Below are 21,606 nucleotides of genomic sequence, written 5' to 3' on the forward strand. Positions count from 1 at the left end.
CCGGGAGATGTCGTGATCTCGCGCCTCGCTGGGAAAGCCAACCAACGGCTGGAGTCCTTCCGCCTGCAGCGCGAGATGCGCCGCCGCCAGCCACCCGCGCTGCACACCACACCCGCGTCGACGGCGCCCACGGTCTACTACCTGGGCCCCGACATGGACCTGCCGATCGGCGGCATCCGGGTCATCTACCGGCACGTCGACGCGCTGCGGCAGATGGGGATCGAGGCCGCGGTGCTGCACGGCACCGACGGCTTCCGCAGCACGTGGTTCGAAAACCAGACCCGCATCGAGTACACGTCGCAGGCCCGCATCGGCCCGGAGGACCTGCTCGTGGTCCCGGAGTGGTACGGGCCGACCCTCGACCGGATCCCGCGCGACATCCGCGTGGTCATCTTCAACCAGCGGGCGTACGACACGTGGGACTTCGTACCGTACGACGAGACGGGGGCGGGCGCGCCGTACGCGGGGCACGACAACGTCCTGGCGATCCTCACGGTGTCACGGGACAACGCCGACCTCCTCGGGTACGCGTTTCCGCACCTGCCGGTGCACCTGACCCGCAACGCGATCGACCCGGCCCTCTTCCACCCCGGTGACAGCCTGCCCGGGCGGCGGATCTCGTTCACCACCACGCGCCGGGCGCGCGAGCGGGAGCAGCTGCTGCACATCCTGCGTTCGCGCGACGTGCTGCGCGGGTGGGAGGTCGTGCCGATCGTCGACCGCACCGAGCGGGAGACCGCGGAGATCATGCGGGGCAGCGCGATCCACCTCAGCTTCAGCGACCGCGAGGGCTTCGGGCTGCCACCCGCGGAGGCGATGGCCAGCGGCTGCTACGTCATCGGCTACCACGGGCTGGCCGGGCGGGAGTTCTTCGACCCGGACTACAGCACGCCGGTGGAAGACGGCGACCTCGTCGCCTTCGCGCGGGCGATCACCGACGCCTGCGCCGAGTACGACGCCGACCCCGAGGCGTTCTGCAAGCGCGGCCGGACCGCGTCCGAGCGGGTGCTCGCGAAGTACTCGGCCGCACGCCTCGCCGACGACCTGCGCGCCTTCTACACCGCGATGGGCGTCAGCTCTCGGTGAGGACTCCGCCGGCCTCGGTGTAGACCGAGCCGGTGCGCGGGCACACGAACTGGCCGTCGCCCTTGGCCACCAGCGGCTCACCCGCCCGCCCGACCCAGCCGACCCGGCGGGCGGGCACGCCCACGACGAGCGCGAAGTCGGGCACGTCCTTTGTCACCACCGCACCCGCGGCGACGAGCGCCCAACGACCGATCCGCACCGGCGCGACGCAGACCGCCCGAGCGCCGATCGCGGCACCCTCGCCGACCACCACGCCGACCGCGGTCCAGTCGTCGCCGCCCTTGAGCCGGCCCTCCGGCGTGACGGCGCGCGGGTACTCGTCGTTGGTCAGCACCGCGGCGGGGCCGACGAAGACGCCGTCGGCCAGCTGCGCCGGCTCGTAGACAAGCGCGTAGTTCTGCAGCTTGACGTTGTCGCCGAGGCGGACACCGGGCCCGACGTACGCCCCGCGGCCGATGATGCAGTCCCGACCGACGGTCGCCTCCTCGCGCACCTGTGCCAGATGCCACACCCGGGTGCCGGACCCCACCTGGGCCCGCGGGTCGACGTCCGCGCTCGGCGCGACGACGGCGTCGGTCATGTCTGGGCTCCTTTCGCCGGGCCGCTGCCGGCCCGCTGCACATCCGGCGTGAGCCTACTGTCGGTGCCGGTTCGGGCGGAGTCGCCAACCCGACCCGGCGGCGGGACCGACCGGGCCGCGCGCTCCACCGACCGCGCGGGCGGTTCGCCGAGGGTGCCGGGCCGGCATCGGCCGTCAGGCTGGCCCGGAGCGCCGAACATACGGGTGACCTGGCTTTCTCTGCCGGATTTCCGTCACTGCGCTGGTCCCGATCTTCGGCCGGACGATAGCCTGCCCGAGCGGATCTGAGTCCGCCCTGCCGTGGCACGGGTTGTCAGCGGCACATTCCACCTCGATACGGACTGAATCGGGATATCTGTGACCTCACCCCATGTCCCGGCCGCCGCGCCGGTAGAACCCATCGGCGTCGCGGTCATCGGAGCGGGCTACTGGGGCCCCAACCTTGTCCGCAACTTCCAGTCCTCCAGCGCCTTCCGCCTCCGGTGGCTGTGCGACCTCGACGTCGAGCGCGCCAAGCGGGTCCTGGGTGGATACTCCACCGTGCAGACCACCGCCTCGCTCGACGAGGTGCTCGCCGACGACAAGGTGCAGGCGGTGGCGATCGCCACACCGGCCGGCACCCACCTGCCCGTCTCGCTGGCCGCCCTGCGCGCCGGCAAGCACGTGCTGGTGGAAAAGCCGCTCGCGGCCAGCCACCAGGAGGGCCGCCAGCTCGTCGACGAGGCGGACAGCCGCGGGCTCACGCTGATGTGCGACCACACCTACTGCTACACGCCGGCGGTGCTGCGCATCCGCGAGCTCCTGCACGCCGGCGAGCTGGGCGAGGTGCACTTCTTCGACTCCGTGCGGATCAACCTGGGGCTGGTGCAGCGCGACATCGACGTGCTGTGGGACCTGGCGCCGCACGACCTGTCGATCCTCGACTTCGTGCTGCCGCCCGGCGTGCGGCCGGTGGCGGTGGCGGCGCACGGTGCGGACGGCATCGGCGCGGGGCGGGCCTGCGTGGCGTACCTCACGTTGCAGCTCAACACCGGCGCGATCGCCCACATCCACGTCAACTGGCTGTCGCCGGTCAAGATCCGTACGACTATCGTGGGCGGGTCGAAGCGGACCCTGGTGTGGGACGACCTCAACCCGTCGCAGCGCCTGTCGCTCTTCGACCGCGGTGTCGACGTGGCCACGCCCGACGAGATCGGCGACGAGCTGCGGCGCGACATGCTCATCTCGTACCGGTCCGGCGACATGGTCGCGCCGGCCCTCACCGAGCGCGAGGCGCTCCGCACGATGGTCGAGGAGTACGCGCGGGCGATCCGCACCGGCACCCCGGCCCTGACCGACGGGCGCGCGGGCCTGCGCGTGCTCGGCATCCTCGAGGCGGCGTCCCGCAGCCTCGCCAACGGCGGCACGATGGTCCAGCTCAACGAGGAGGAAGTGTGACGGCGGCGGTCGAGATCGAGGGCGCGCGGGCGCTGGTCACCGGCGGGGCCGGCACGATCGGCTCGCACGTGGTCGACGAGCTCGTGCGCGGCGGCGCGGCGGACGTCGTGGTGCTGGACAACTTCGTGCGCGGCCGCAAGGACAACCTTGCCTGGGCGCTGGAGCACGGCCCGGTCCGGATGGTCGAGGGTGACATCCGTGACGCGGCGCTGGTGCGCGAGCTGACCAAGGGCAACGACCTGGTCTTCCACCTCGCCGCGATCCGCATCACGCAGTGCGCCGAGGAGCCGCGCCTGGCCAACGAGGTGCTCGTCGACGGCACGTTCAACGTGCTGGAGGCGGCCGCGGCCGAGAGCGTGCGCAAGGTGATCGCCTCGTCGTCCGCCTCGGTGTACGGGCTGGCCGAGCAGTTTCCCACGACCGAGCGCCACCACCCGTACAACAACGACACCTTCTACGGCGCCGCGAAGGCGTTCAACGAGGGCACGCTGCGCAGCTTCCACAGCATGTACGGGCTGGACTACGTCGCCCTGCGCTACTTCAACGTGTACGGGCCGCGGATGGACATCTACGGCCTCTACACCGAGGTGCTGATCCGCTGGATGGAGCGGATCGAGTCGGGCACTCCCCCGCTGATCCTCGGCGACGGCCTGCAGACGATGGACTTCGTGCACGTGGCCGACATCGCCCGCGCCAACGTGCTGGCCGCCCGCGCCGACGTGACCGACACCGTCTACAACGTGGCGAGCGGCACCGAGACGAGCCTCAAGGAGCTGGCCGCGGCGCTCAGCGAGGTGATGAAGTCCGACCTCGCTCCGGAGCACGGCCCGGCCCGCGCGGTCAACGGCGTGACCCGGCGCCTGGCCGACACCTCGTCGGCGCTCCAGGAGATCGGCTTCAAGGCGGAGATCAGCCTGCGCGAGGGACTGCAGGGCCTGGTCGAGTGGTGGCGGGCGAGCAAGGGCGCCACCGCATGAGCGGGAGTCGCGAGGCTACGGGTCTCGACCACGACGGCGGAGCGCCGAGCGGCGGAGCGCCGAGCGACGGAGCGTGGCAGGGCGAGCGCCGCAAGATCCCGGTGATGATCCCAATGCTGGGTGAGGAAGAGGCGCAGGCGGCGGCGGACGCCGTCCGCTCCGGCTGGGTCGCACAGGGTCCGCGGGTCGCCGAGTTCGAACGGCAGTTCGCCGGGCTCGTCGGCGCCGGCCACGGCGTCGCGGTCAGCTCCTGCACGACCGCGCTGCACCTGGCGCTCGTCCTGCACGAGGTCGGCCCCGGCGACGAGGTGATCGTGCCCTCGCTGTCGTTCATCGCGACGGCAAACGCCGTGCGGTACGTCGGCGCGACCCCGGTCTTCGCCGACGTCGAGCTGGCCACCGGCAACCTCACCGTCGAGACCATCGACGCCGTCCGCACGCCGCGCACGCGCGCGGTCATCGCGGTGCACCAGGGCGGCGTGCCGTTCGACACCGAGGCGCTGCGGGCCGCGGCCGGCTCGTGGGGCGTCGCGCTTGTCGAAGACGCGGCCTGCGCGGCCGGCTCGACGGCGTACGGCAAGCCGGTCGGCACCGGCGCGACGGTGGCCGCCTGGTCGTTCCACCCGCGCAAGGTGATCACCACCGGCGAGGGCGGCATGCTCACCGTCGACGACGGCGACTGGGCCACCCGGCTGCGCCGCCTACGCGAGCACGGCATGAACGTCTCCGCCGCCGACCGCCACGCCAGCGCCCAGCCGGTCCTCGAGGCGTACCTGGAGACCGCGTACAACTACCGCATGACCGACATCCAGGCCGCGGTCGGCCTGGTGCAGCTCGGCCGCCTGCCCGGGCTCGTCGCGCAGCGGCGCGAGCTGGCCGCGCGGTACCAGGAGCTGCTGGCCGGCATCGACGGCCTCGTGCCGGTCCGCGACCCGGCCTACGGCGAGACCAACTACCAGTCGTTCTGGGTGCTGCTGGAGTCGTTCCCGGTCGGGCGCGACGAGGTGCTGGCGGAGCTGGCCGCGGCCGGCGTCTCGGCGCGGCGCGGCATCATGGCCGCCCACCTCGAGCCGGCGTACGCGGACGTCACGCCGCCCGCCCTCCCGGTGACCGAGCGCCTCACCCGCGACTCGCTGATCCTGCCCCTGCACCACGCGCTCACCGAGGACGACCAGGACCACGTGGTCGGTGTGCTGCGCAAGCTGGCCGGTCAATGAGCGAGCGAGTTGGCGCGGCGGCGTCTGGACGGAGCCGGCCCGCCGACGAAGTCGGGGTTTCGGGCCGGCGGAGGAAGACGTCGCCCTCAGCGCCGCACGAGCGAGCGAACCCGGAGACACAGTGAGGGATCTGGTCATCGTCGGTGCCGGCGGGTTCGCGCGGGAGACCGCGGCGGCCGTCCGGGCGGTCAACGAGGTACGTGCGGCCTGGCGGCTGCGCGGCTTCCTCGACGACGACCCGGCGCTGCACGGCACCGAGCGCTCCGGCGTGCCGATCCTCGGCGGCATCGACCACCTCGCCGACCTGCCCGGCGCCGCCGTGCTGGTGTGCATCGGCAACCCGCGGCACTACGGCACGCGGGAGCGCGTGGTGGGCAAGCTGTCCCTGCCCCCCGACCGGTACGCGACGATCGTCCACCCCACCGCCCAGGTCGGCTCGGGCAGCCTTGTCGGGCCCGGCACCGTGCTGCTGGCCGGTGTGGTGCTGACCGCCGACGTCACAGTCGGCGCGCACGTCGCGGTGATGCCGCAGGCCGTGCTGACGCACGACGACGTGGTCGGCGACTTCGCCACGATCGCGTCCGGCGCGCGCCTGGGCGGCAGCGCACTGCTGGAGCGCGGCTCGTACATCGGTGCCGGCGCCCTCATCCGCGAAGGCGTCACGATCGGCGCCCGCTCGCTCGTCGGGATGGGCTCGGTCGTCCTCGGCGACGTGCCGCCCGACGAGATCTGGGTGGGAAACCCCGCCCGCAAGCTGCGGTCCACCTCCGACACCCTGACAGGAGCCACGTCATGATCCCTCTGGTCGATCTCGCGGCCGCACACGCCGAGGTGGCCGAGGAGGTCGAGGCCGGCTTCAAGCGGATCATCGCGGGCACGGCGTTCATCGGCGGGTCCGAGGTCGCGGCGTTCGAGCAGGAGTACGCGGCGTTCAGCGGCGTACCGCACTGCGTCGGCGTGGCCAACGGCACCGACGCGCTGGAGCTCGCCCTCCGCGCGGTCGGCGTGGGCCCGGGCAGCGAGGTGATCCTGCCGGCCAACACGTTCATCGCGACGGCCGAGGCAGTGGCCCGCGCCGGTGGCAAGGTGGTGCTCGTCGACTGCGACCCGGCCACGTACCTGATCGATGTCGACGCCGCGCTCGCCGCCGTCACGCCGGCCACCCGCGCGATCGTGCCGGTGCACCTCTACGGCCAGCTGGCCCCCGTCGAGCGGCTCCGCGAAGGGCTCGCCGGCCGGGATGTGTCCATCGTGGAGGATGCGGCCCAGTGCCAGGGTGCGACCCGGCACGGGCGCGGCGCGGGTGTCGACGGCATCGCGGCCACGAGCTTCTACCCGGGCAAAAACCTCGGCGCGTACGGTGACGCCGGCGCGGTCGTGACGTCCGACGCCGACCTCGCCACGGCGGTCCGCACGATCGGCAGCCACGGCGGGCTCCGGAAGTACGCGCACGACGTGATCGGCGTCAACAGCCGGCTGGACGCGCTGCAGGCGGTCGTGCTCCGGGCGAAACTGACCCGCCTCGCCCGCTGGAACGAGGCGCGCCGCGCGGCGGCCGCCCGCTACCACGAGCTGCTTGACGGGCTCGACGTCGTGCGCCCGGCCACCCTCGACGGCAACGAGCACGTGTGGCACATCTACTGCGTGCGCGTGCCCCGCCGCGACGAGGTGCTCGCCAAGCTCAACGCGGCCGGCGTCGGCGCGGGGATCCACTACCCGGTGCCGGTGCACCGCACTGGCGCGTTCGCGGGGCTGGGCCTGGGCGACGGCGCGTTTCCGCACGCCGAGCGGGCCGCCGGCGAGATCCTGTCGCTGCCCATCTTCCCGCAGATCACCGCCGACCAGCAGGACGCGGTCGTCCGCGAGCTGGCCGCCGCCCTGGGTTAGGCGCTCCACCCGTGTACGTGTCACTGCGCGACAAGCCGGCGGGCGAGGCCTCGCCGGCCGGCCGCACGGTGGCTCGGCGGGTCTCCTCGACGGTCGTCCTGCTCGGCGTGGTCAGCCTGCTCACCGATGTCTCCTCGGAGATGGTCGCGTCGATCATGCCGCTGTACCTCACCGCGGTCGTGGGCCTCAGCCCGGCGGCGTACGGCTTCTGGGACGGCATCTACCAGGGCGTGAGCGCGGTCGTCCGGATCGCCGGCGGGTTCGCCGCCGACCGGCGGGAGCACCCCAAGCTGGTGGCCGTGCTCGGGTACGGCGTGTCCGCGCTCAGCCGCATCGCGATGCTGCCCGCGCAGGGCTTCGCCGCGATCACGGCGGTCACCACGGCCGACCGGCTCGGCAAAGGGCTGCGCACCGCGCCCCGCGACGCGCTCATCGCCGCCTCCTCGCGGCCGGAGTCGCTGGGGCGCTCGTTCGGCGTGCACCGGGCACTGGACACGTTCGGGGCGGCGCTCGGCCCGCTGGTCGCGTTCACTCTCTTGTGGACGGTGCCGGGCAGCTACGACTCGGTGTTCGTCGTGTCGTTCGGCTTCGCGACGGCCGGCCTCGCCGTACTCCTGCTGCTCGTCCCCAACCTGCGCACGGCGTCGGGCAAGGCCCGCGTGGGCCTGCGGCGGGTGGCCCGCGAGATCAGCGGGCGGTCGCTGCGCCGGCCACTGCTCGCGGCCGGCGTGCTGGGCCTGCTGACCGTTGGCGACGGCTTCATCTACCTGTCGCTGCAGGACCGCGACGACTTCGCCGCCCTCTACTTCCCGCTGCTCTACATCGGCACCAACGCGGTGTACCTCGCGCTCGCCGTGCCCTTCGGCCGCCTCGCCGACCGCGTGGGGCGCGCCCGCGTGCTGATCGGCGGCCACGTGGCGCTGATCGCCGGCTACCTGCTTGCCGCCCGCCCCGCAGGCGGCCTGGCCTCGACGATCGCCGTGCTCGCGCTGCTGGGCATGTTCTACGCGGCCACCGACGGCGTACTTCCCGCGCTGGTCAGCCGCCTGGTCCCGGCCGAGACCCGGGGCAGCGGCATCGCGGCCGCGCAGACTGTGGTAGCGCTGGCCCGCTTCGCCGCATCACTCGGCTTCGGCATCCTCTGGCAGCTGGTGGGGCGCGGCGCCGCGCTGACCGTCGTCGCCGCCGCCCTGGCGCTCGCCGTCCCGCTCGCGGCTATGCTGCTGCGCGGTGTCGATCGGCCGGAGCGGGTGGTGACGGGATGAGCCAGCGCTGGCGGGTCGCGATCCTGGTGGCCGTCCTGCTCGTCACCGCGCTCGGCGCGACAGGCTTCGTGCTGCGCGAGCGCCGCGCGCAGGAGCGGCAGGAGGCGGCGGCGCCCGCCGTGGCGGTGCGGGAAGACCTGGCCGAGGTACGGGGCGAGCCGCACCTCGTCTTCCGCAACACCGCCCTCGGCACCGGCTACGGCGACGTCGCGATCGTGCCGCTCCGCGCCCCCGACGGCCCGCGCGCGCTCACCGGCACCTCGTGCGATCGCGTCTACGCGACGAGCGCGCAGGCCGTCTGCCTCACCGCCGACCGAGGGATCGTCACCACGTACCAGGCGAAGCTGCTCGACACCGCCTGGAAGCCCACCCGCGACCTGCCGCTGACCGGCATACCGAGCCGGGCGAGGCTGTCGCGGGACGGCAGCCTCGTCGCCACGACCACGTTCGTCTTCGGCGACTCGTACGCCAACCCCGGCCAGTTCTCCACCCGCACGGTGGTCAGCCGCACCGCCGGCGGCGTGGTCGGCGACATCGAGACGTTCAAGCTGACGGCCGGCGGCCGCGAGATCACCGCGATCGACAAAAACCTGTGGGGCGTCACCTTCGTCGACGACGACACCTTCTACGCCACGGCGGCGTCAGGAAAGAAGACCTGGCTGGTGCGCGGCACCCTGTCCAGCAAGACCGTAACCGCACTGCGCGAGGACGCCGAGTGCCCCTCACTGTCACCGGACGGCACCCGCATAGCGTTCAAGCGCCACGGCAACCTTCCGGCCGGCCAGTGGCGGCTAGCGGTGTACGACCTGGCCAGCGGCCGCGAGACGCTGCTAGCCGAGACCCGCAGCGTGGACGACCAGGCCGAGTGGCTGGACGACAGCACCATCCTCTACGGCCTGGCCCGCGGCGACGCCGGCTCGGCCAGCAGCGACATCTGGCGCGTGCCCGCCGACGGCAGCGGCGCACCCCAACTCCTGGTCAAGGACGCCTGGTCCCCCGCCGTAGTCCGCTGACCCGCCCACGCTGCCTCACCGCTTCGCAGCCGGCCAGCTCACGGCTCCCGGGCGACCCGTTCCAGGTCCGGCCCGGCAGGAAGCCCGGGGTCTCGCCACACTGCCTCTCAAGCTGGGCGCACGGATGCGCCCAGGGTTTCGGACACCGCGCCCGGCTCGTCGCGACCCCGCCCTGCCCGGATCCAAAGGCGGCGGTCGGCCGCAGCCAGGGGATTCGGATCGCCGGCTTCACGGATTGCGCCGACACTGCCGCCGTTCAAGGACCGGTCTCGGTCCGTGGGCGCATTGGTGCGCCCAGGTTGAGAGCCGCGTGCAGTGCGACACCCACTCGACGCCCGGGAGCGACCCGAGTGGGGCGGGCGGGGGCTGCGGACGGAGCGGCGGTCCAGAGCTACGCCGGGCGGTCTGGCCACGTCGAGGGGTGGGCGGCTCGCGGGCGGCGACTGGGGAGCTTGCGGGACCGCGGAGGGTGAGGCCGCGGGAGCAACGGTCTGGACCACGGCGGACGTCGCGGTAGCTCGCTGCTCCTTTGGGCTTGGGTGCTCCTACTCGGCGGTGGCGCCGACAGTGCGCAAGGAGCGTAGGACGCCGCGCATGCGGTAGCCGAGCAGTGCGATTGTCGCCAGTGCGGCCGCGCCCGCTATGGAGAGCACGACCAGGTCGATCGAGCTTAGGCGGGCGGCGAGTAGGGCGATGGCGGCGACCGCTAGTGCGCCGGCTGCGGGTAGGGCCAGGCGCCAGGTGAACGAGCCGGGCGGGATGCCCACCCGGCGCATCTCGTAGAGGTAGATCGGCAGCACGATGAGCAGGGCGACGGCTACCTGGGCGGCGCCGGCGCCCCACAGGCCGCCGGCGGTGGCGCCGAACCACAGGGCGGGCACGAGCGCGACTAGCCAGATCACCTGGACTGTGAAGACCACGCGGGTGTTGGCGATGACCACGAAGTAGTCGTATACGAGCTCGAAAACGATCCGGGCGGCGGCTAGGACGGCTAGCCAGACCAGCACGGGGGCTGAGGGCTGCCAGACGCCGCCGTAGACGAAGCGGATCAGCGGGTCGGCGACGGCGGCGAGCAGCACGCACGCCGGCAGCGTCACGGAGGCGAGCAGGCCGGCGGTGGACAGGAAGGCGGTGCGCATGGCCGGCGCGTCGCCCTGGAGGCGGGCCAGGGCGGCCGGTGCGACGGCGCGTACGGGCTGGGAGAAGATGCTGATCGGCCAGTTGGAGAGGTTGACGGCGAGCACGTAGTAGCCGAGCGCGACAGGGCCCAGCAGCGCGCCGACCATCAGGCGGTCGACGTTGGTGGCGGCGAAGACGACGATGCTCGAACCGGCCAGCGGCAGCCCGAAGCGGAGCAGCTCGCGGGCTTTGCGGCGGTTGAAGCCGAAGCGCAGCCCCTCGGGCGCGAAGCGGAAGAACAGGATCGCGCCGGCGAGCGCGCCGGTGAGCTGGCCGACCGCCAGGCTCATCGCGCCCAGGCCGGCCACCGCGCAGCCGATGGAGGTCAGCGCGCTCGACCAGTTGGTGGTCAGGTCGGCGACCGTCTTGCGGTCCTGGCGGAAGCCGCGCTGGAGCAGGGCGACCGGTGTGGCGACGAGACCGCTGATGATCACGCTCAGTGCGAGCACCCGGATCACCGGGGTGGCGGTCGGGTCGCCCATCGCGTCCGCGAAGAAAGGTGCGCCGAAGAAGCAGACGGCGTACACGAAGCAGCTGGCCGCGACCGAGATGGTGGCCACGGTCGGGGCGATCTCGCGCGGCTCGCCGGGCCACCGCACGATCGCAAGGCTCACGCCGAGCTCGTTGAAGCTGAGCACGGCAAGCAGCGCCACCATCGCGACGGCGAACGTGCCGAACTCCTCCGGGCCGAGAATGCGGGCCAGCGCGATGCCGATGACCAGCGTGCTCAGCCGGCCGAACGCCGTGCTCGCGAAGCTCCACCCGAGAGCGCGACCCGCCTTGGCGAACAGCGACGCGTCCTCGGCCACCTTGAGGCTCATGCGCGGCCCCGCCGCAGCCGCTGGCGGACCGACTCGGGCAGCATGTCGGCCGCCGCCTTGTGCATCGCGACGCGCGCGGCCTCGCCGACCCGGCGGCCGGCGGGCTGGTGCTGCTCCAGCGCCCGGGTGTACACCTCGGAGAGCTTGTCCGCCGCCGCCTTGAGGCTGAAGCGCTCGACGATCAGCCGGCGCGACCAGTCGCTCAGCCGGGCCCGGCGATCGGGATCGGCGGCGAGCACGCGAATCTGCTCGGCCAGCGGCGCGTCGTCAAGGTCGCCGTCGCCGATGCCCCAAAAGCCGGCGCTGAGGAAGTGGTCGAGCGTCTCCGGCGTGCACTCGCGGGACCAGCCCTGGATCCCCAGCACGATCAGCGGGCGCCCGAACGACATCGCCCGCAGCGCCGAACCGCCCATGCCGAGCGCGATGTCCATGCCCGCGTAGGCCGGCCGCGGGTCCTCCAGCGCACCCGGCAGCAGGATGGCCTGGCGACCGAGGGCGTCGTTGACCCGCGCGGCCTCGGCCCGCAGGTCGGCGGCGGACGGGCCGGTGCCGACCACGACAAGCCGCAGCCGCTCGTCGTCGAGGCGGCGCAGCGCGGCCATGGCCCGCAGGATCCCCTCGGCCTTCATGTCCGGCTCCAGCCGGGAGACGACGCCGAGCAGGATCTCGTCGTCGCCGATGCCGAGCGTCTCCCGGAAGATCCGGCCGTCGACCGCCGCGGCGTCGTCGGCGTCGGTGTTGACGGGCGGCTCGATCAGCGTCGGCGGCGCCCGGAACGCGGCGGCCTCGTCGACCAACTCCTGGGTGCCGACGATCAGCTCCGGGTAGCGGGGCAGCCAGCGCGGCACCGCCATGCCGTAGATGGTCACCACGACCGGGAGGCCCAGCCGCAGGTGCGGCCCGTCGAACGCGTCGAGCGCGAGCGGAAACTCATACACGTGGACCAGGTCGGCGCGGTGCGCCCTGGCCGCGGCGGTGAGGCCGCGGGAGACGGCCCGGCGGTACGGCACCACCGCGCGGTGCCGCTCCACCGGATGTCTCACCAGGGTCACCGGTAAGCCCGCCGACTGTGCCATCTCCGCCACCGGACCTGGCACTCCGGTGTGGACGCCGAACACGGCCACATCGTGGCCGTGTTCGCGCATCGTGAGTGCGAAGTCGAGGGCGTTCAGCTGGCTGCCCCCCAGCTCGAGATGGTGCAAGCCGACGAGCAGCCGCATGTCACTCTCCCGCTAGGAACCGGTGGGTTTGAAGATGACGTCGACCCAGTAGTTGTGGTTGGACGCGGCGGACGGGTGGCCACCGCCGGTGCCGTACAGGTAACCCGCCGCGGTCATCGGCGCATGCAACGGTACGTTGTCGACGCCACCGGCCTGGAAGGTGTTGGCATTGACGGCGTACCAGCCGGACGGCGTGTAGTACGAGACCGTGTACGCCGTGTTGGGCGTGATGGTGAACGGCTCGTCGAAGATGAGGTTTTGCCAGCCGGAGGCCGTCTCACCCACGAACGTGCCGGTGGCGCGCCGGGTACCGCCGGCGTCCCAGAGCGAGCCGGTGTGCGTGCCCGTGTTCTGCGGGCCCTTGTAGAACCGCACGCCCAGCACCTGCCCCGCGACGTCCGACCGGAACGTCATGCCCAGCTCGATCGGGCTCCGGTCGTCCCACTCCGCGTGGTCCGGCGTGGCGTTCGTCGGGAACAGCGTCAGCGCACCCTCCGGCAGCGGTACCGGCGGCACGGTCGGCGTCGGGCTCGGCGACGGCGTGGGGCTGCCGGTCGGGCTCGGGCTGGCCGTGGGGCTCGCGGTCGGGCTCGTCGACGGCGTCACCGTCGGGGACGGGCTCGCGCTCGGGCTCGGTGCCGGCGTGGTCGGCGTCGGCGTCGGGTTGGGGTTGCCACCACCCGACGGCATGAACAGCGGGTCGACCCAGTAGTTCGACGAGTTGTACGAGTTTTCCGGGAACGAGTCGCTGCCGTAGACGTAGACGCCGTTGGTACCGCCGGGCGCGCTCAGCGGGCCGTTGGTCCAGGTGTTGTCGAAGAAGCCCGTGTTGATCGCGTACCGGCCGTTCGGCGCGAAGTACGACACCACGTACTCCGTGCCGGCCGTGACGTTGAGCGGGTCGAACAGCGCGGTCTGCCACCCCGAGCCGCTGCCTTCGGGGAACGTCACCTGGCGCAGCCGGCTGCCCGTCGAGCTCCAGATGCTGCCGCTGTGCGTACCCGTGTTGCCCGGGCCCTGGTAGAAGCGCAGGCCGATCAGCTGGCCGTTTTGCGACGGGGTGAACCGGACGCCCAGCGTGACCGCCGAGCCGTCGCTCGCCGCCGCCGTCGCCGGAGTGGCGTCGGCCGCGAAGAGCCGGGCGACGCTCGGGTCCACGTCGGTGGTGAACGACCACGTCTCGCTGACCGGGTTGTTCTCGTTGTCGCTCGCCGAGACGGTCGCGGTGTACTCGGTCGCCGCGGCGAGCGGTGCCGATGGCGTGAACGTCACCGTCTTGGTGGTGTCGTTGTACGCCTTCGTGCCGGCGATCGTCTGGTTGGCCGGGTTTTTCAGCGTGAACTGCACCGAGACCGGCACCACCGACTTCGAGAACGTCGCGGACGGATTGACGCCGAGCGCCGCACCGGTCGCCCCGTTGAGCGGCGAGGTCGCCACGACGACCGGAGCGGAGCTGCCGCTGTCGGTGAAGAGCACGTCGACGTAGTAGTTGGTGTCCTGGTACGTCTCGGTCGGGAAGCCGGCACCCAGGCCGTACACCCCGTTACCGCCCTCCACATCGGACGCACGGGGCGCCACGAGCGGGCCGGCGGTGTGTGCGTTGAAGGTGAAGAAGTACGGGTCGGCGGCGTAGTGGCCGTTCGGCGCGTAGTAGGACGCCACGTAGGTGCGGCCTTCGATGACCGGCACCGCCGGCGAGAAGTTGAGCGTCTGCCAGCCGGTCGCCGTCTCGTTGCTGAAGGTGCCGGTCGCGAGCAGCCCGCCGTTGGCGTTCCACAGCGTGCCGTTGTGCGTACCGGTGTTGCCGGCGCCCTTGTAGAAGCGGATGCCGGAGATGTAGCCGCTGGTCTGCGGCACGACCTTGACGCCCACCTCGACCGGCGAGTCGTCACCGACCGCCGGGTTGGCCGGCACGCGGGCGCCGAAGAGCGTCGACTTGCCGGTCAGGTTGATCTGGCGGGTGGCCGGCGCCGGCTGGATGTTGGCGCTGTCGTCGACCGCCCGCACCTTCAGGGTCTGCGTGGTCACGCCGCTGGCGTAGAAGCTGTATGACCAGGCGGTGGTGCCGTTGGCCGGGTGCCAGCTGGTGCCGCCGTCGGTGGAGACCTCGACGCCGGCGACCCGGCCGCCCGTGTCGGTCGCGGTGCCCTGCACGGTCACCTGCGCGCCGTTGGCGAACGAGGCGCCCTGCGCGGGCGAGGTGACGGTCACCGACGGCGCGGTGGTGTCGGTGGAGGTGCTGACCGCGTCGAGCGTGCTCATCCGGGTGGCCGGCAGCGCGCCCATGTCCGCGAGCAGGTTGATGGTCGCCTGCTGCATGCGGTCGTCGGGGTCGGACTGCACGCCGTCGTGCTGCTCGTCGAGGCCCCACGCCCACTGGATGCTGCCCGCGGAGAAGACGAGCGCGCCGCTCTCCGCCCGGTACAGCGTCAGGTTGTGCGTGGTGGTGCCCGGCGTGACGATGCTGCCGAAGTCACGCAGGTACTCCGGGGTCTCGCCGACCGTCTTGGAGAGCCGGATGAGCCCGGCCGGACGGAAGCCGTTGTCGATGTCCTCATTGGACTCGTAGCCGACGGTGTTGGGCGCCAGCGTGGCGACCTGGGTACCGGTCAGCTGGTCCAGTCCGGTGTTGCGCCAGAGCCGCATGTCGCCCTGCTCGGCCGGCACCTGCAGCGAGAGGCTCGCGTTGTTGGACTGGAACATCGTGCCGGTGAGCGCGTTTTCCGGCTTTCCGCCGTTGGACGGCGGGCTGAAGCGCGGGTCGCGCCATGTGCCGGTCCACTCCGACGACGGGTCGATCTTGTCGTTGGCCCAGGTCTCCTTGTAGCAGACCAGCGTCCGGTACGGGTTGCCGGCGCCGTCGACGCTTGTCTCCCAGCGGGTCTTCCAGTAGACCTCGTTGCCGCTGAAGAAGGCGAGGCTCACACCCGCGTCGCGGGCCGCTTCGACGTTGGCCCGCTGCTGGCCCGACCAGTACTCGTCGTGGCCGACCGAGAGGAAGACCTGGTGGTTTTGAATCAGGTTGCCGCGGCGGTCGGAGTCGACGCCGGTGGTGTAGCTCATGTCGTACCCGTTGCGCTCCAGGAACCGGATCATCGGGTACTCGTTGCTGAACAGGTAGTCGCGCGCGGTGACGCCACCCCGGGTCGCGAACGGGCGGTTGTAGCTCAGCTTGTACGCCCGGCCGTTTTCGCCACCGCTGTAGAAGTTCGAGCCGCCGTAGCTGTTGTACGCCTGCCAGGTGGTGTCCGAGGTCTGGAAGAAGAGCGCGGAGTGGCTGGCGTCGTTGCGCACGACGAACGGGATGTGGCTGCCGTCGCTGGCGCCGGGACGCTGCAGCCGCGCGATGTAGACGCCGGAGACCGCGGTCGCGGGGACGTCCCAGAACGCGGAGACCGCCCACGTGCCGCAGTCGAAGATCTCCGTCTGGGTGTTTGTCACGCAGTCGTCGTTGTCCTGCAGCTGCGGCAGCGAGGCCGACGGGTTGACGTCGTCGACCTTGCGGGCGCCGTCGCCGTCGTACCAGCCGAGGCGGTAGATGTCGATGTCGTACGAGCTGGCCGTCGTCGAAATCTTGAAGTTGACGCGCTGGCCGGCATTGACGCTGATGTCGGTCGCGAAGCCCTGGATGGCCGGGTCACCGACGCCGTCGACGTCCCACTGGTCGCGCGGCGAGCCGTCCTTGCTGTTTTCGCAGACGATCGGATTGACCACCGGGTTGCACGGGTCGGCCGCGGCCAAGGCCGCCGGCATCGCGACGAGACCACCGCCGGTGAGCACGAGAAGCATGGTGCTGGCGGCGAGCACCAGGCGGCGAGGCGTCGTCCTGAGCCCCGAGTACCACTTCAGAGCGAGCGCGAGGCCACGCCGGCCGAACCCGACCGCACCACCCACAGCGGATCTCACCCGATCCACACTCACCGCGAACTTCCGGATCCGCTCGGTCCCCCCAGACCGTGTATCCGTCCCGTCACCTTGCTTGGTGCCCACGCAAGCTCACTTCCCACGTTTTAGTTGGCAGCCTGGTCATGACCCCCCGCGGCCTCTGCGGGACGTTAACGGGGCGAAGGGGGAATCAGCAATGAGGCAACCACCCAGAACGGGACACCAAGACGGCGCGGCGCACTCAGCCGTAGAGTCAAACCTTGACGGCGGTGCGACGGGTTCCCGACAGACGCGGGCGTGTGGTGTATCGACGATACCAATAGAGCGTTACCTACGTCGATACACCGGCGCAATTCTAATCACAGCGTCAGCGACCCGCTCCGCTTCGTGTGCGGCATCCCGCTCCGGCTGGTCGTTGTACGACACCACGGTCGAGGTGCGCACGGTCCGCGCCGGGTGAGTGAGACGCCACACAGCACCGCACACACCCATGAGAAGAAACACCGTCAGGGCGAATGTCGTAAACCACAGGGAGTCGACGGTGGCGGCGACGAGCAGCGAGACGACCTGCGCCGAGATCAGGGCGGCACAGAGGTGCCGGTCCTCCTCGATCTGGGAGCGCCGCCACGCGATCGCGGCGAGCACGATGGCCGTCAGGTGCATGAGGGCGAAGACGATGACGCCGATCAGGCCGCCGGTCACGAGCGTGTACAGCCACTGGTTGTCCAGGACCAGGCCGTCGTAGAGCTCCGGCACGAGCGTGTTGGGCCCGCGCCCCAGCCACGGCCGCTGGGAGAACCAGTGGCCGACGAGCTCGTAGTCGTCTGTCCGGCCGGAGATGCTCGGGTCCTCTTCGGCGCCGGTGAACATGTAGCTGACGGTGCCGAGCAGGCCGGGGCGGACCACCATCATGCCGGCGATCACGACGGTCCCCAGCAGGAGCATGTTGTATCGCACCCGCCAGCTCCAGGCGATCATCATGACCGCGAGGACGGCGCCGAGCGCGACGACGCCGGTACGGGAAATCGACATTGGTACCGCCACCGCGGTCAGCACGGCCACCAGGCCGGCGAAGTACCGGTGTCGCTTCAGCGCACCGTACCGCGCGAAGTGGATGGCGAACGGCAGGGCGACCGCCATGAGCGCGCTGAACTCGATGTAGTGCGCGGCGGTCGAGGCGACCCGGAAGAACTCACCGCTGCCGCGCTGTGACAGGCCGATGATGCCGCCTTTGACCTCGAGGCCCGGGACCACGAGGTATTCGGCGATGTTGATTTGTGTCGTGGACTGGATGATGCCGATGGCGGCCATGTAGCCGGCGCACCACACGAAGACGCGCAGCACACCCTTCAAGCGCTCCCAGTTGGGAATGCCGTCGGCGACCACGAGAGCGACGCCCAGAAACTGGAAGAGCTGGAGCATCGCGAAGTTTTGCGCGTTGGCCTCCAGCCCGGGCAGGCCGCGCAGCAGCCCCGCGAGGTACGAGCCCATCGTGCCGGCCAGGTAGAGGAAGGCGGCCCAGCGGATCGGCTGCGGCCCGGTCATCACCAGGCGCCGGTTGAGGCGGGTCAGCGCCCACCAGGCGAAGAGGGCGAACGCGACGAGCAGCGCCGGGCGGCCGGCGAACGACATGTTGGGCACGATGAGCGTGCCGGGGATCAGGTAGAGCAGGCAGATCATCACGCTGACCACGGCGGCCACGTCGATCCGGGCGCGGCGCCGGCGGGTCGCGTACGTGCTTTCGGCGACCAGCGACGGCTCGAGGTCGACCGGGTGGACAGCGAAGGAGGTCAACGTCCCTTGTTCTTCTCTTGGCCCGTGCGCCAGGAGACCTGGGACAGCGGCAGCACGATGGTGCTGTCCACCTCGTGCGTCGGCTGGTCGGGACGGATCAGCTCGCCGCCGGAGCCGTTGGGCTTCGACCCGTTGCTGCCGTTGGCGCCGTTGGTGCTGTTGAAGACCTTCGGCCCTTTGCCGGCCGGCTCGGCCGGCGCGCTGCGCGCCGAGGCACTCTGGTGGGTGCGCCCCATGCCGTTGGCCTGCCGCATGCGCGCGCCAAGCCCGCTGCGCGGGACGGCGGGCTCGCTGGCGACACCGTTGCCCATCGAGATGACCATCGTCGAGTCGCCGCCGGAGCCGGCGAGGCCGGTGCCGGATCCGGAACCGCTCCCCGCGTCGTCCGGCTTCCTGGTCTTGGCGCCCTTTTTCGCCCGGCGGCGCAGGAGGGCGTCCAGGCCGATGGAGAGGCCGACGCTGATCATGACGGCGATGCCGAGCCCGACGATCGTCACGCGCTTCTTCTTCGACGTGATGGCTTCGACCTTGTCGCCGTTGTCGAGTGGGAGCGTCGTGATGGAGGTGGCCCTTGTCGCGCCGAACTGCTGCTGCTGCGCCACCACGAACTCATCGAGCAGCTTCATCAGCCGCTGCACGGTCGAGGTCGCCTGGGCGGGTGTCGAGCCGACCGCCTCGATGGTGAAGTAGGTCGTCCCGTACTCCACGGCGATGGTAAAACTGTCCGTGTAGCCATCTTTGACAAGCTGTTCGAGCACCGGCTCGTCCTGCGCTTGGAGGATGACGGCCGAGCCCAGCGCCGCGAATCCGAGGTCGAGCCAGGGATTCGTGGGCTTCTTCACGGCGCCCTCGCCCGTCGTGGAGTTGGGCGGCGGGATCATCTGCAGGTGCCCGACCGCGCTGTAGTCGGGCTTGATGTTCTTCGTCATCAGAAACACAGCCAGGAGCGAAACGACCAGGAGCGGCGCGAACACGTACCAGCGCCGAAACAGCATCCTGGTCAGATCCCAGAGATCCACAGTGTCCTCTCGATTCGCCTTGGCCTCACATCTGTGACCCCGCGCAAGCACACGGTTGTCCCGCCGCCGGTCCGGCAGTTAGGGACAGGGTACGCGGCCCGGGAAGGGCTGCCCAGAGGCCGGATACCAGCCGGTCGGACACCCGACGGATCGCTTGACCCGCCCACCGGGCCTCGTAGGATAGACGGTTGTCACTGGGATTCGGTCATCGCCGCCCGTACCGGCACATCCAACCAGATAGCCACGTGCCGGGTAGAACGTGTGTCGGCTAGCCGTCACCGCTTGGCCGGTCACGCCGATTCCGTACGCGTCTACAGTGAGCCCCATGTGCCTGAACCCGCTGCCGGCCTGCTGAGATGCGCGGCTTCCTGGCCGTCTCGGTAAGCCCACACGGGCCTGCGGCGGCGCGTGTCCCGCACCGGGACGCGATCGCCCTTCTCGCCGGACCGCACGAGTCCGGACCGGTCGTCGCGACCCGGGACGGCTGGCTGGCCTTCACCGCCGCCGAGCCCGGCGACCGGCTCGGCGACGACCCGGGCACGGGCTTCACGGTCCGGCTCACCCGCTCGATCCGCGACCGCGCGGGAGACATCGACGCGGACCGCATCGCCAAGCTCCTCGGTGAGGGCACCGATCCGGACGGCGAGGCACTGACCGCCATCCTCCCGCCGTTCGCCGCCGCCCACCTGGCCCACCGCGAGGCGCCCGTGCTGCTGGCCGGCGACTGGCTCGGGCTGCGCCAGCTCTTCCGGTGGCAGGGCGAGGGTGTGGCCGCCGTCTCGACGAGCGCGCTGGCCCTCGCCGCGGTGGCCGGCGCCGGCCTGCACACCGGCGCCCTCGGCGTGCAGAGCCTGATGGGCTGGCAGGTGGGACTCGAGACCGTGTTCACCGGGGTCGAAAAACTCGGGCCGGCCGCCGTCGCCAAGCTCCGTGACGGCACGGTCACCGTCGAGCGGTACGCGAGCGACGACCTCGCTCTCGACGGCGCGCCGGGACTCGACGCCGCGGTCGAGGAGATGGCCGGGATCCTGCGCGCGTTCCACCACGCCTATCTGACCGACCATCCCGAGACCGTGCTCCAGCTCAGCGGCGGTCAGGACTCCCGCCTGCTGCTCGGTGCCGTCCCGCCGGAGCTGCGCCGCGGGATGGCCGCGTTCACATTGGACACGCACGGCGGAGCCGAGGCCCGGGTCGCCACCCGCCTCGCCACCCGGTGCGGCCTGGCGCACACCGTGCACTGGACCGACGAGCGGCCGCCGGTGGACGCGGAGGCCGGCCACCGTGCCGCGCGCGCGGCCGCCGCCGCGCTCGACTGCATGGCCAGCCCGATGGCACTCGCCCCGCTCGCGCTGATCGAGGCCGACCTGGAGCAGGGGCACCGGCTCTCCGGCGCCGGCGGCGAGCTGGCCCGCGGCTTCTACTACCCCGGGCAGCCCCGGCACGCCGGTACGGACGAGCGGATGGTGCGCCGCCTGGCCGAATGGCGGCTGTTTACCAACGAAGCGGCCGAGGCCGACGCGCTCGAGCCGGACTTCGTGGCGGCCGCCCGGTCGTACGCGCTGGACGCCGTGACCGAGCGCTTCGCCGGCTATGACCGGGACTGGCTGCGCGCCACCGACGACTTCTACCTCTGGGACCGGATGGCGCGGTGGGCCGGCGCGCAGGGCACACCGGCCGCCGTGGACAGGTTCTACGTCAACCCCTTGCTGGACCGGCGCTTCGTGCAGCTGGCGCTCGCGGTCGCGCCGGACGAAAAGCGCGACTCGCGCCTTACCGGACGGCTCATGCAGCGGCTCGACGCCGGCCTGGCGGCGATACCGCTCGACTCCGGCCTCGTCCCGGCGCGGCTGGGCCGCCCCGGGCTGTCCACCAGCGCGGCGGTCGCCCGGGTGACCGTACGGAAGACCGTCGGCAAGGTGCGGCAGCGCCTGTCCGGTGCCCGCCGGACCCAGCTGGGCGCCGGCGACGTCGCCGCCCGGGTCGTGGCGCACTGGCGCGCCAGCCCCGAGACGGCCGATCCGCTGCGCCGCGCCGGCATGGTCCGCGCGGCGTGGCTCGACGAGCTGCTCGACGGCCGCCGCGAGGCGCTGCCGGCGACGGTCGCGTTCCTGATGAACACGCTCGTGGCGACGGAAGCCACCGAGCCGGGCCGGGCCACCCGCGCCGGTACCGCCGGTGGCGCCGCGCTGCCGCACCTCGGTTAGTTCGCGCGCGCCGGTGCGGCCC

General features: G+C 71.7%; 15 protein-coding genes. 9 read left to right on the forward strand and 6 right to left on the reverse strand.

Features of this window, described 5'->3' with window-relative positions; translation table 11 throughout:
* The first annotated feature begins 12 nt into the window (after window positions 1-12).
* On the forward strand, window positions 13-1,086 hold the full coding sequence (locus Phou_RS12105) for a glycosyltransferase family protein (RefSeq protein ID WP_173056147.1): 1,074 nt from the start codon (window positions 13-15) through the stop codon (window positions 1,084-1,086).
* Here the strand turns inward: Phou_RS12105 and Phou_RS12110 are convergent.
* Window positions 1,073-1,666 carry an acyltransferase gene (locus Phou_RS12110; RefSeq protein ID WP_173056148.1) on the reverse strand — a complete coding sequence of 198 codons (594 nt, stop codon included), beginning with the start codon at window positions 1,664-1,666 and terminating at the stop codon, window positions 1,073-1,075. The two genes, Phou_RS12105 and Phou_RS12110, sit on opposite strands and share 14 nt — an antisense overlap.
* Window positions 1,667-2,023: 357 nt before the next feature.
* Between Phou_RS12110 and Phou_RS12115 the strand changes: the two genes are divergently transcribed.
* The 7 genes from Phou_RS12115 to Phou_RS12145 all read left to right on the forward strand — a co-directional run bounded on the left by Phou_RS12115 (window position 2,024) and on the right by Phou_RS12145 (window position 9,462).
* Window positions 2,024-3,103, forward strand: coding sequence for a Gfo/Idh/MocA family protein (locus Phou_RS12115; protein ID WP_173056149.1), 1,080 nt, complete (start codon window positions 2,024-2,026; stop codon window positions 3,101-3,103).
* A complete protein-coding gene (locus Phou_RS12120) occupies window positions 3,100-4,080 on the forward strand; it encodes an NAD-dependent epimerase/dehydratase family protein (RefSeq protein WP_218578980.1) in 981 nt (326 codons plus the stop codon). Before Phou_RS12115 ends, Phou_RS12120 begins: the two co-directional genes overlap by 4 nt.
* A 104-nt stretch (window positions 4,081-4,184) precedes the next feature.
* The gene (locus Phou_RS12125) at window positions 4,185-5,297 is read left to right on the forward strand and encodes a DegT/DnrJ/EryC1/StrS family aminotransferase (protein WP_173056150.1); all 1,113 of its coding nucleotides are present in this window, start codon (window positions 4,185-4,187) and stop codon (window positions 5,295-5,297) included.
* Between the two features lie 121 nt (window positions 5,298-5,418).
* The gene (locus Phou_RS12130) at window positions 5,419-6,093 is read left to right on the forward strand and encodes an acetyltransferase (RefSeq protein WP_173056151.1); all 675 of its coding nucleotides are present in this window, start codon (window positions 5,419-5,421) and stop codon (window positions 6,091-6,093) included.
* Window positions 6,090-7,184, forward strand: a complete 1,095-nt coding sequence (locus Phou_RS12135) for a DegT/DnrJ/EryC1/StrS family aminotransferase (protein ID WP_173056152.1) — start codon at window positions 6,090-6,092, stop codon at window positions 7,182-7,184. The genes Phou_RS12130 and Phou_RS12135 overlap by 4 nt, the downstream gene beginning before the upstream one ends.
* Window positions 7,185-7,195: 11 nt before the next feature.
* Window positions 7,196-8,449, forward strand: a complete 1,254-nt coding sequence (locus Phou_RS12140) for an MFS transporter (RefSeq protein WP_218578982.1) — start codon at window positions 7,196-7,198, stop codon at window positions 8,447-8,449.
* Window positions 8,446-9,462, forward strand: coding sequence for a TolB family protein (locus Phou_RS12145; RefSeq protein ID WP_173056153.1), 1,017 nt, complete (start codon window positions 8,446-8,448; stop codon window positions 9,460-9,462). Before Phou_RS12140 ends, Phou_RS12145 begins: the two co-directional genes overlap by 4 nt.
* Window positions 9,463-10,007: 545 nt before the next feature.
* Here Phou_RS12145 and Phou_RS12150 read toward each other — a convergent pair.
* From Phou_RS12150 to Phou_RS12170, 5 genes are all read right to left on the reverse strand, one after another.
* Window positions 10,008-11,462, reverse strand: coding sequence for a lipopolysaccharide biosynthesis protein (locus Phou_RS12150; protein ID WP_173056154.1), 1,455 nt, complete (start codon window positions 11,460-11,462; stop codon window positions 10,008-10,010).
* A complete protein-coding gene (locus Phou_RS12155) occupies window positions 11,459-12,682 on the reverse strand; it encodes a glycosyltransferase family 4 protein (RefSeq protein ID WP_173056155.1) in 1,224 nt (407 codons plus the stop codon). The genes Phou_RS12150 and Phou_RS12155 overlap by 4 nt, the downstream gene beginning before the upstream one ends.
* 12 nt (window positions 12,683-12,694) lie before the next feature.
* Window positions 12,695-16,588: a DUF4082 domain-containing protein gene (locus tag Phou_RS12160; RefSeq protein ID WP_173056156.1), complete on the reverse strand. Its 3,894-nt coding sequence runs from the start codon at window positions 16,586-16,588 to the stop codon at window positions 12,695-12,697.
* A 306-nt stretch (window positions 16,589-16,894) separates the two neighbouring features.
* Complete coding sequence (locus Phou_RS12165; RefSeq protein WP_173056157.1) at window positions 16,895-18,361, reverse strand: O-antigen ligase family protein; 1,467 nt, start codon at window positions 18,359-18,361, stop codon at window positions 16,895-16,897.
* On the reverse strand, window positions 18,358-19,380 hold the full coding sequence (locus Phou_RS12170) for a GumC domain-containing protein (RefSeq protein WP_173056158.1): 1,023 nt from the start codon (window positions 19,378-19,380) through the stop codon (window positions 18,358-18,360). The genes Phou_RS12165 and Phou_RS12170 overlap by 4 nt, the downstream gene beginning before the upstream one ends.
* Window positions 19,381-19,736: 356 nt before the next feature.
* Between Phou_RS12170 and Phou_RS12175 the strand changes: the two genes are divergently transcribed.
* Window positions 19,737-21,584 (forward strand): asparagine synthetase B family protein, encoded by a 1,848-nt coding sequence (locus tag Phou_RS12175; RefSeq protein WP_173056159.1) that lies wholly within the window; start codon window positions 19,737-19,739, stop codon window positions 21,582-21,584.
* Window positions 21,585-21,606: the final 22 nt, after the last annotated feature.

It is taken from the genome of Phytohabitans houttuyneae (assembly GCF_011764425.1).
Classification (GTDB): Bacteria; Actinomycetota; Actinomycetes; order Mycobacteriales; family Micromonosporaceae; genus Phytohabitans; species Phytohabitans houttuyneae.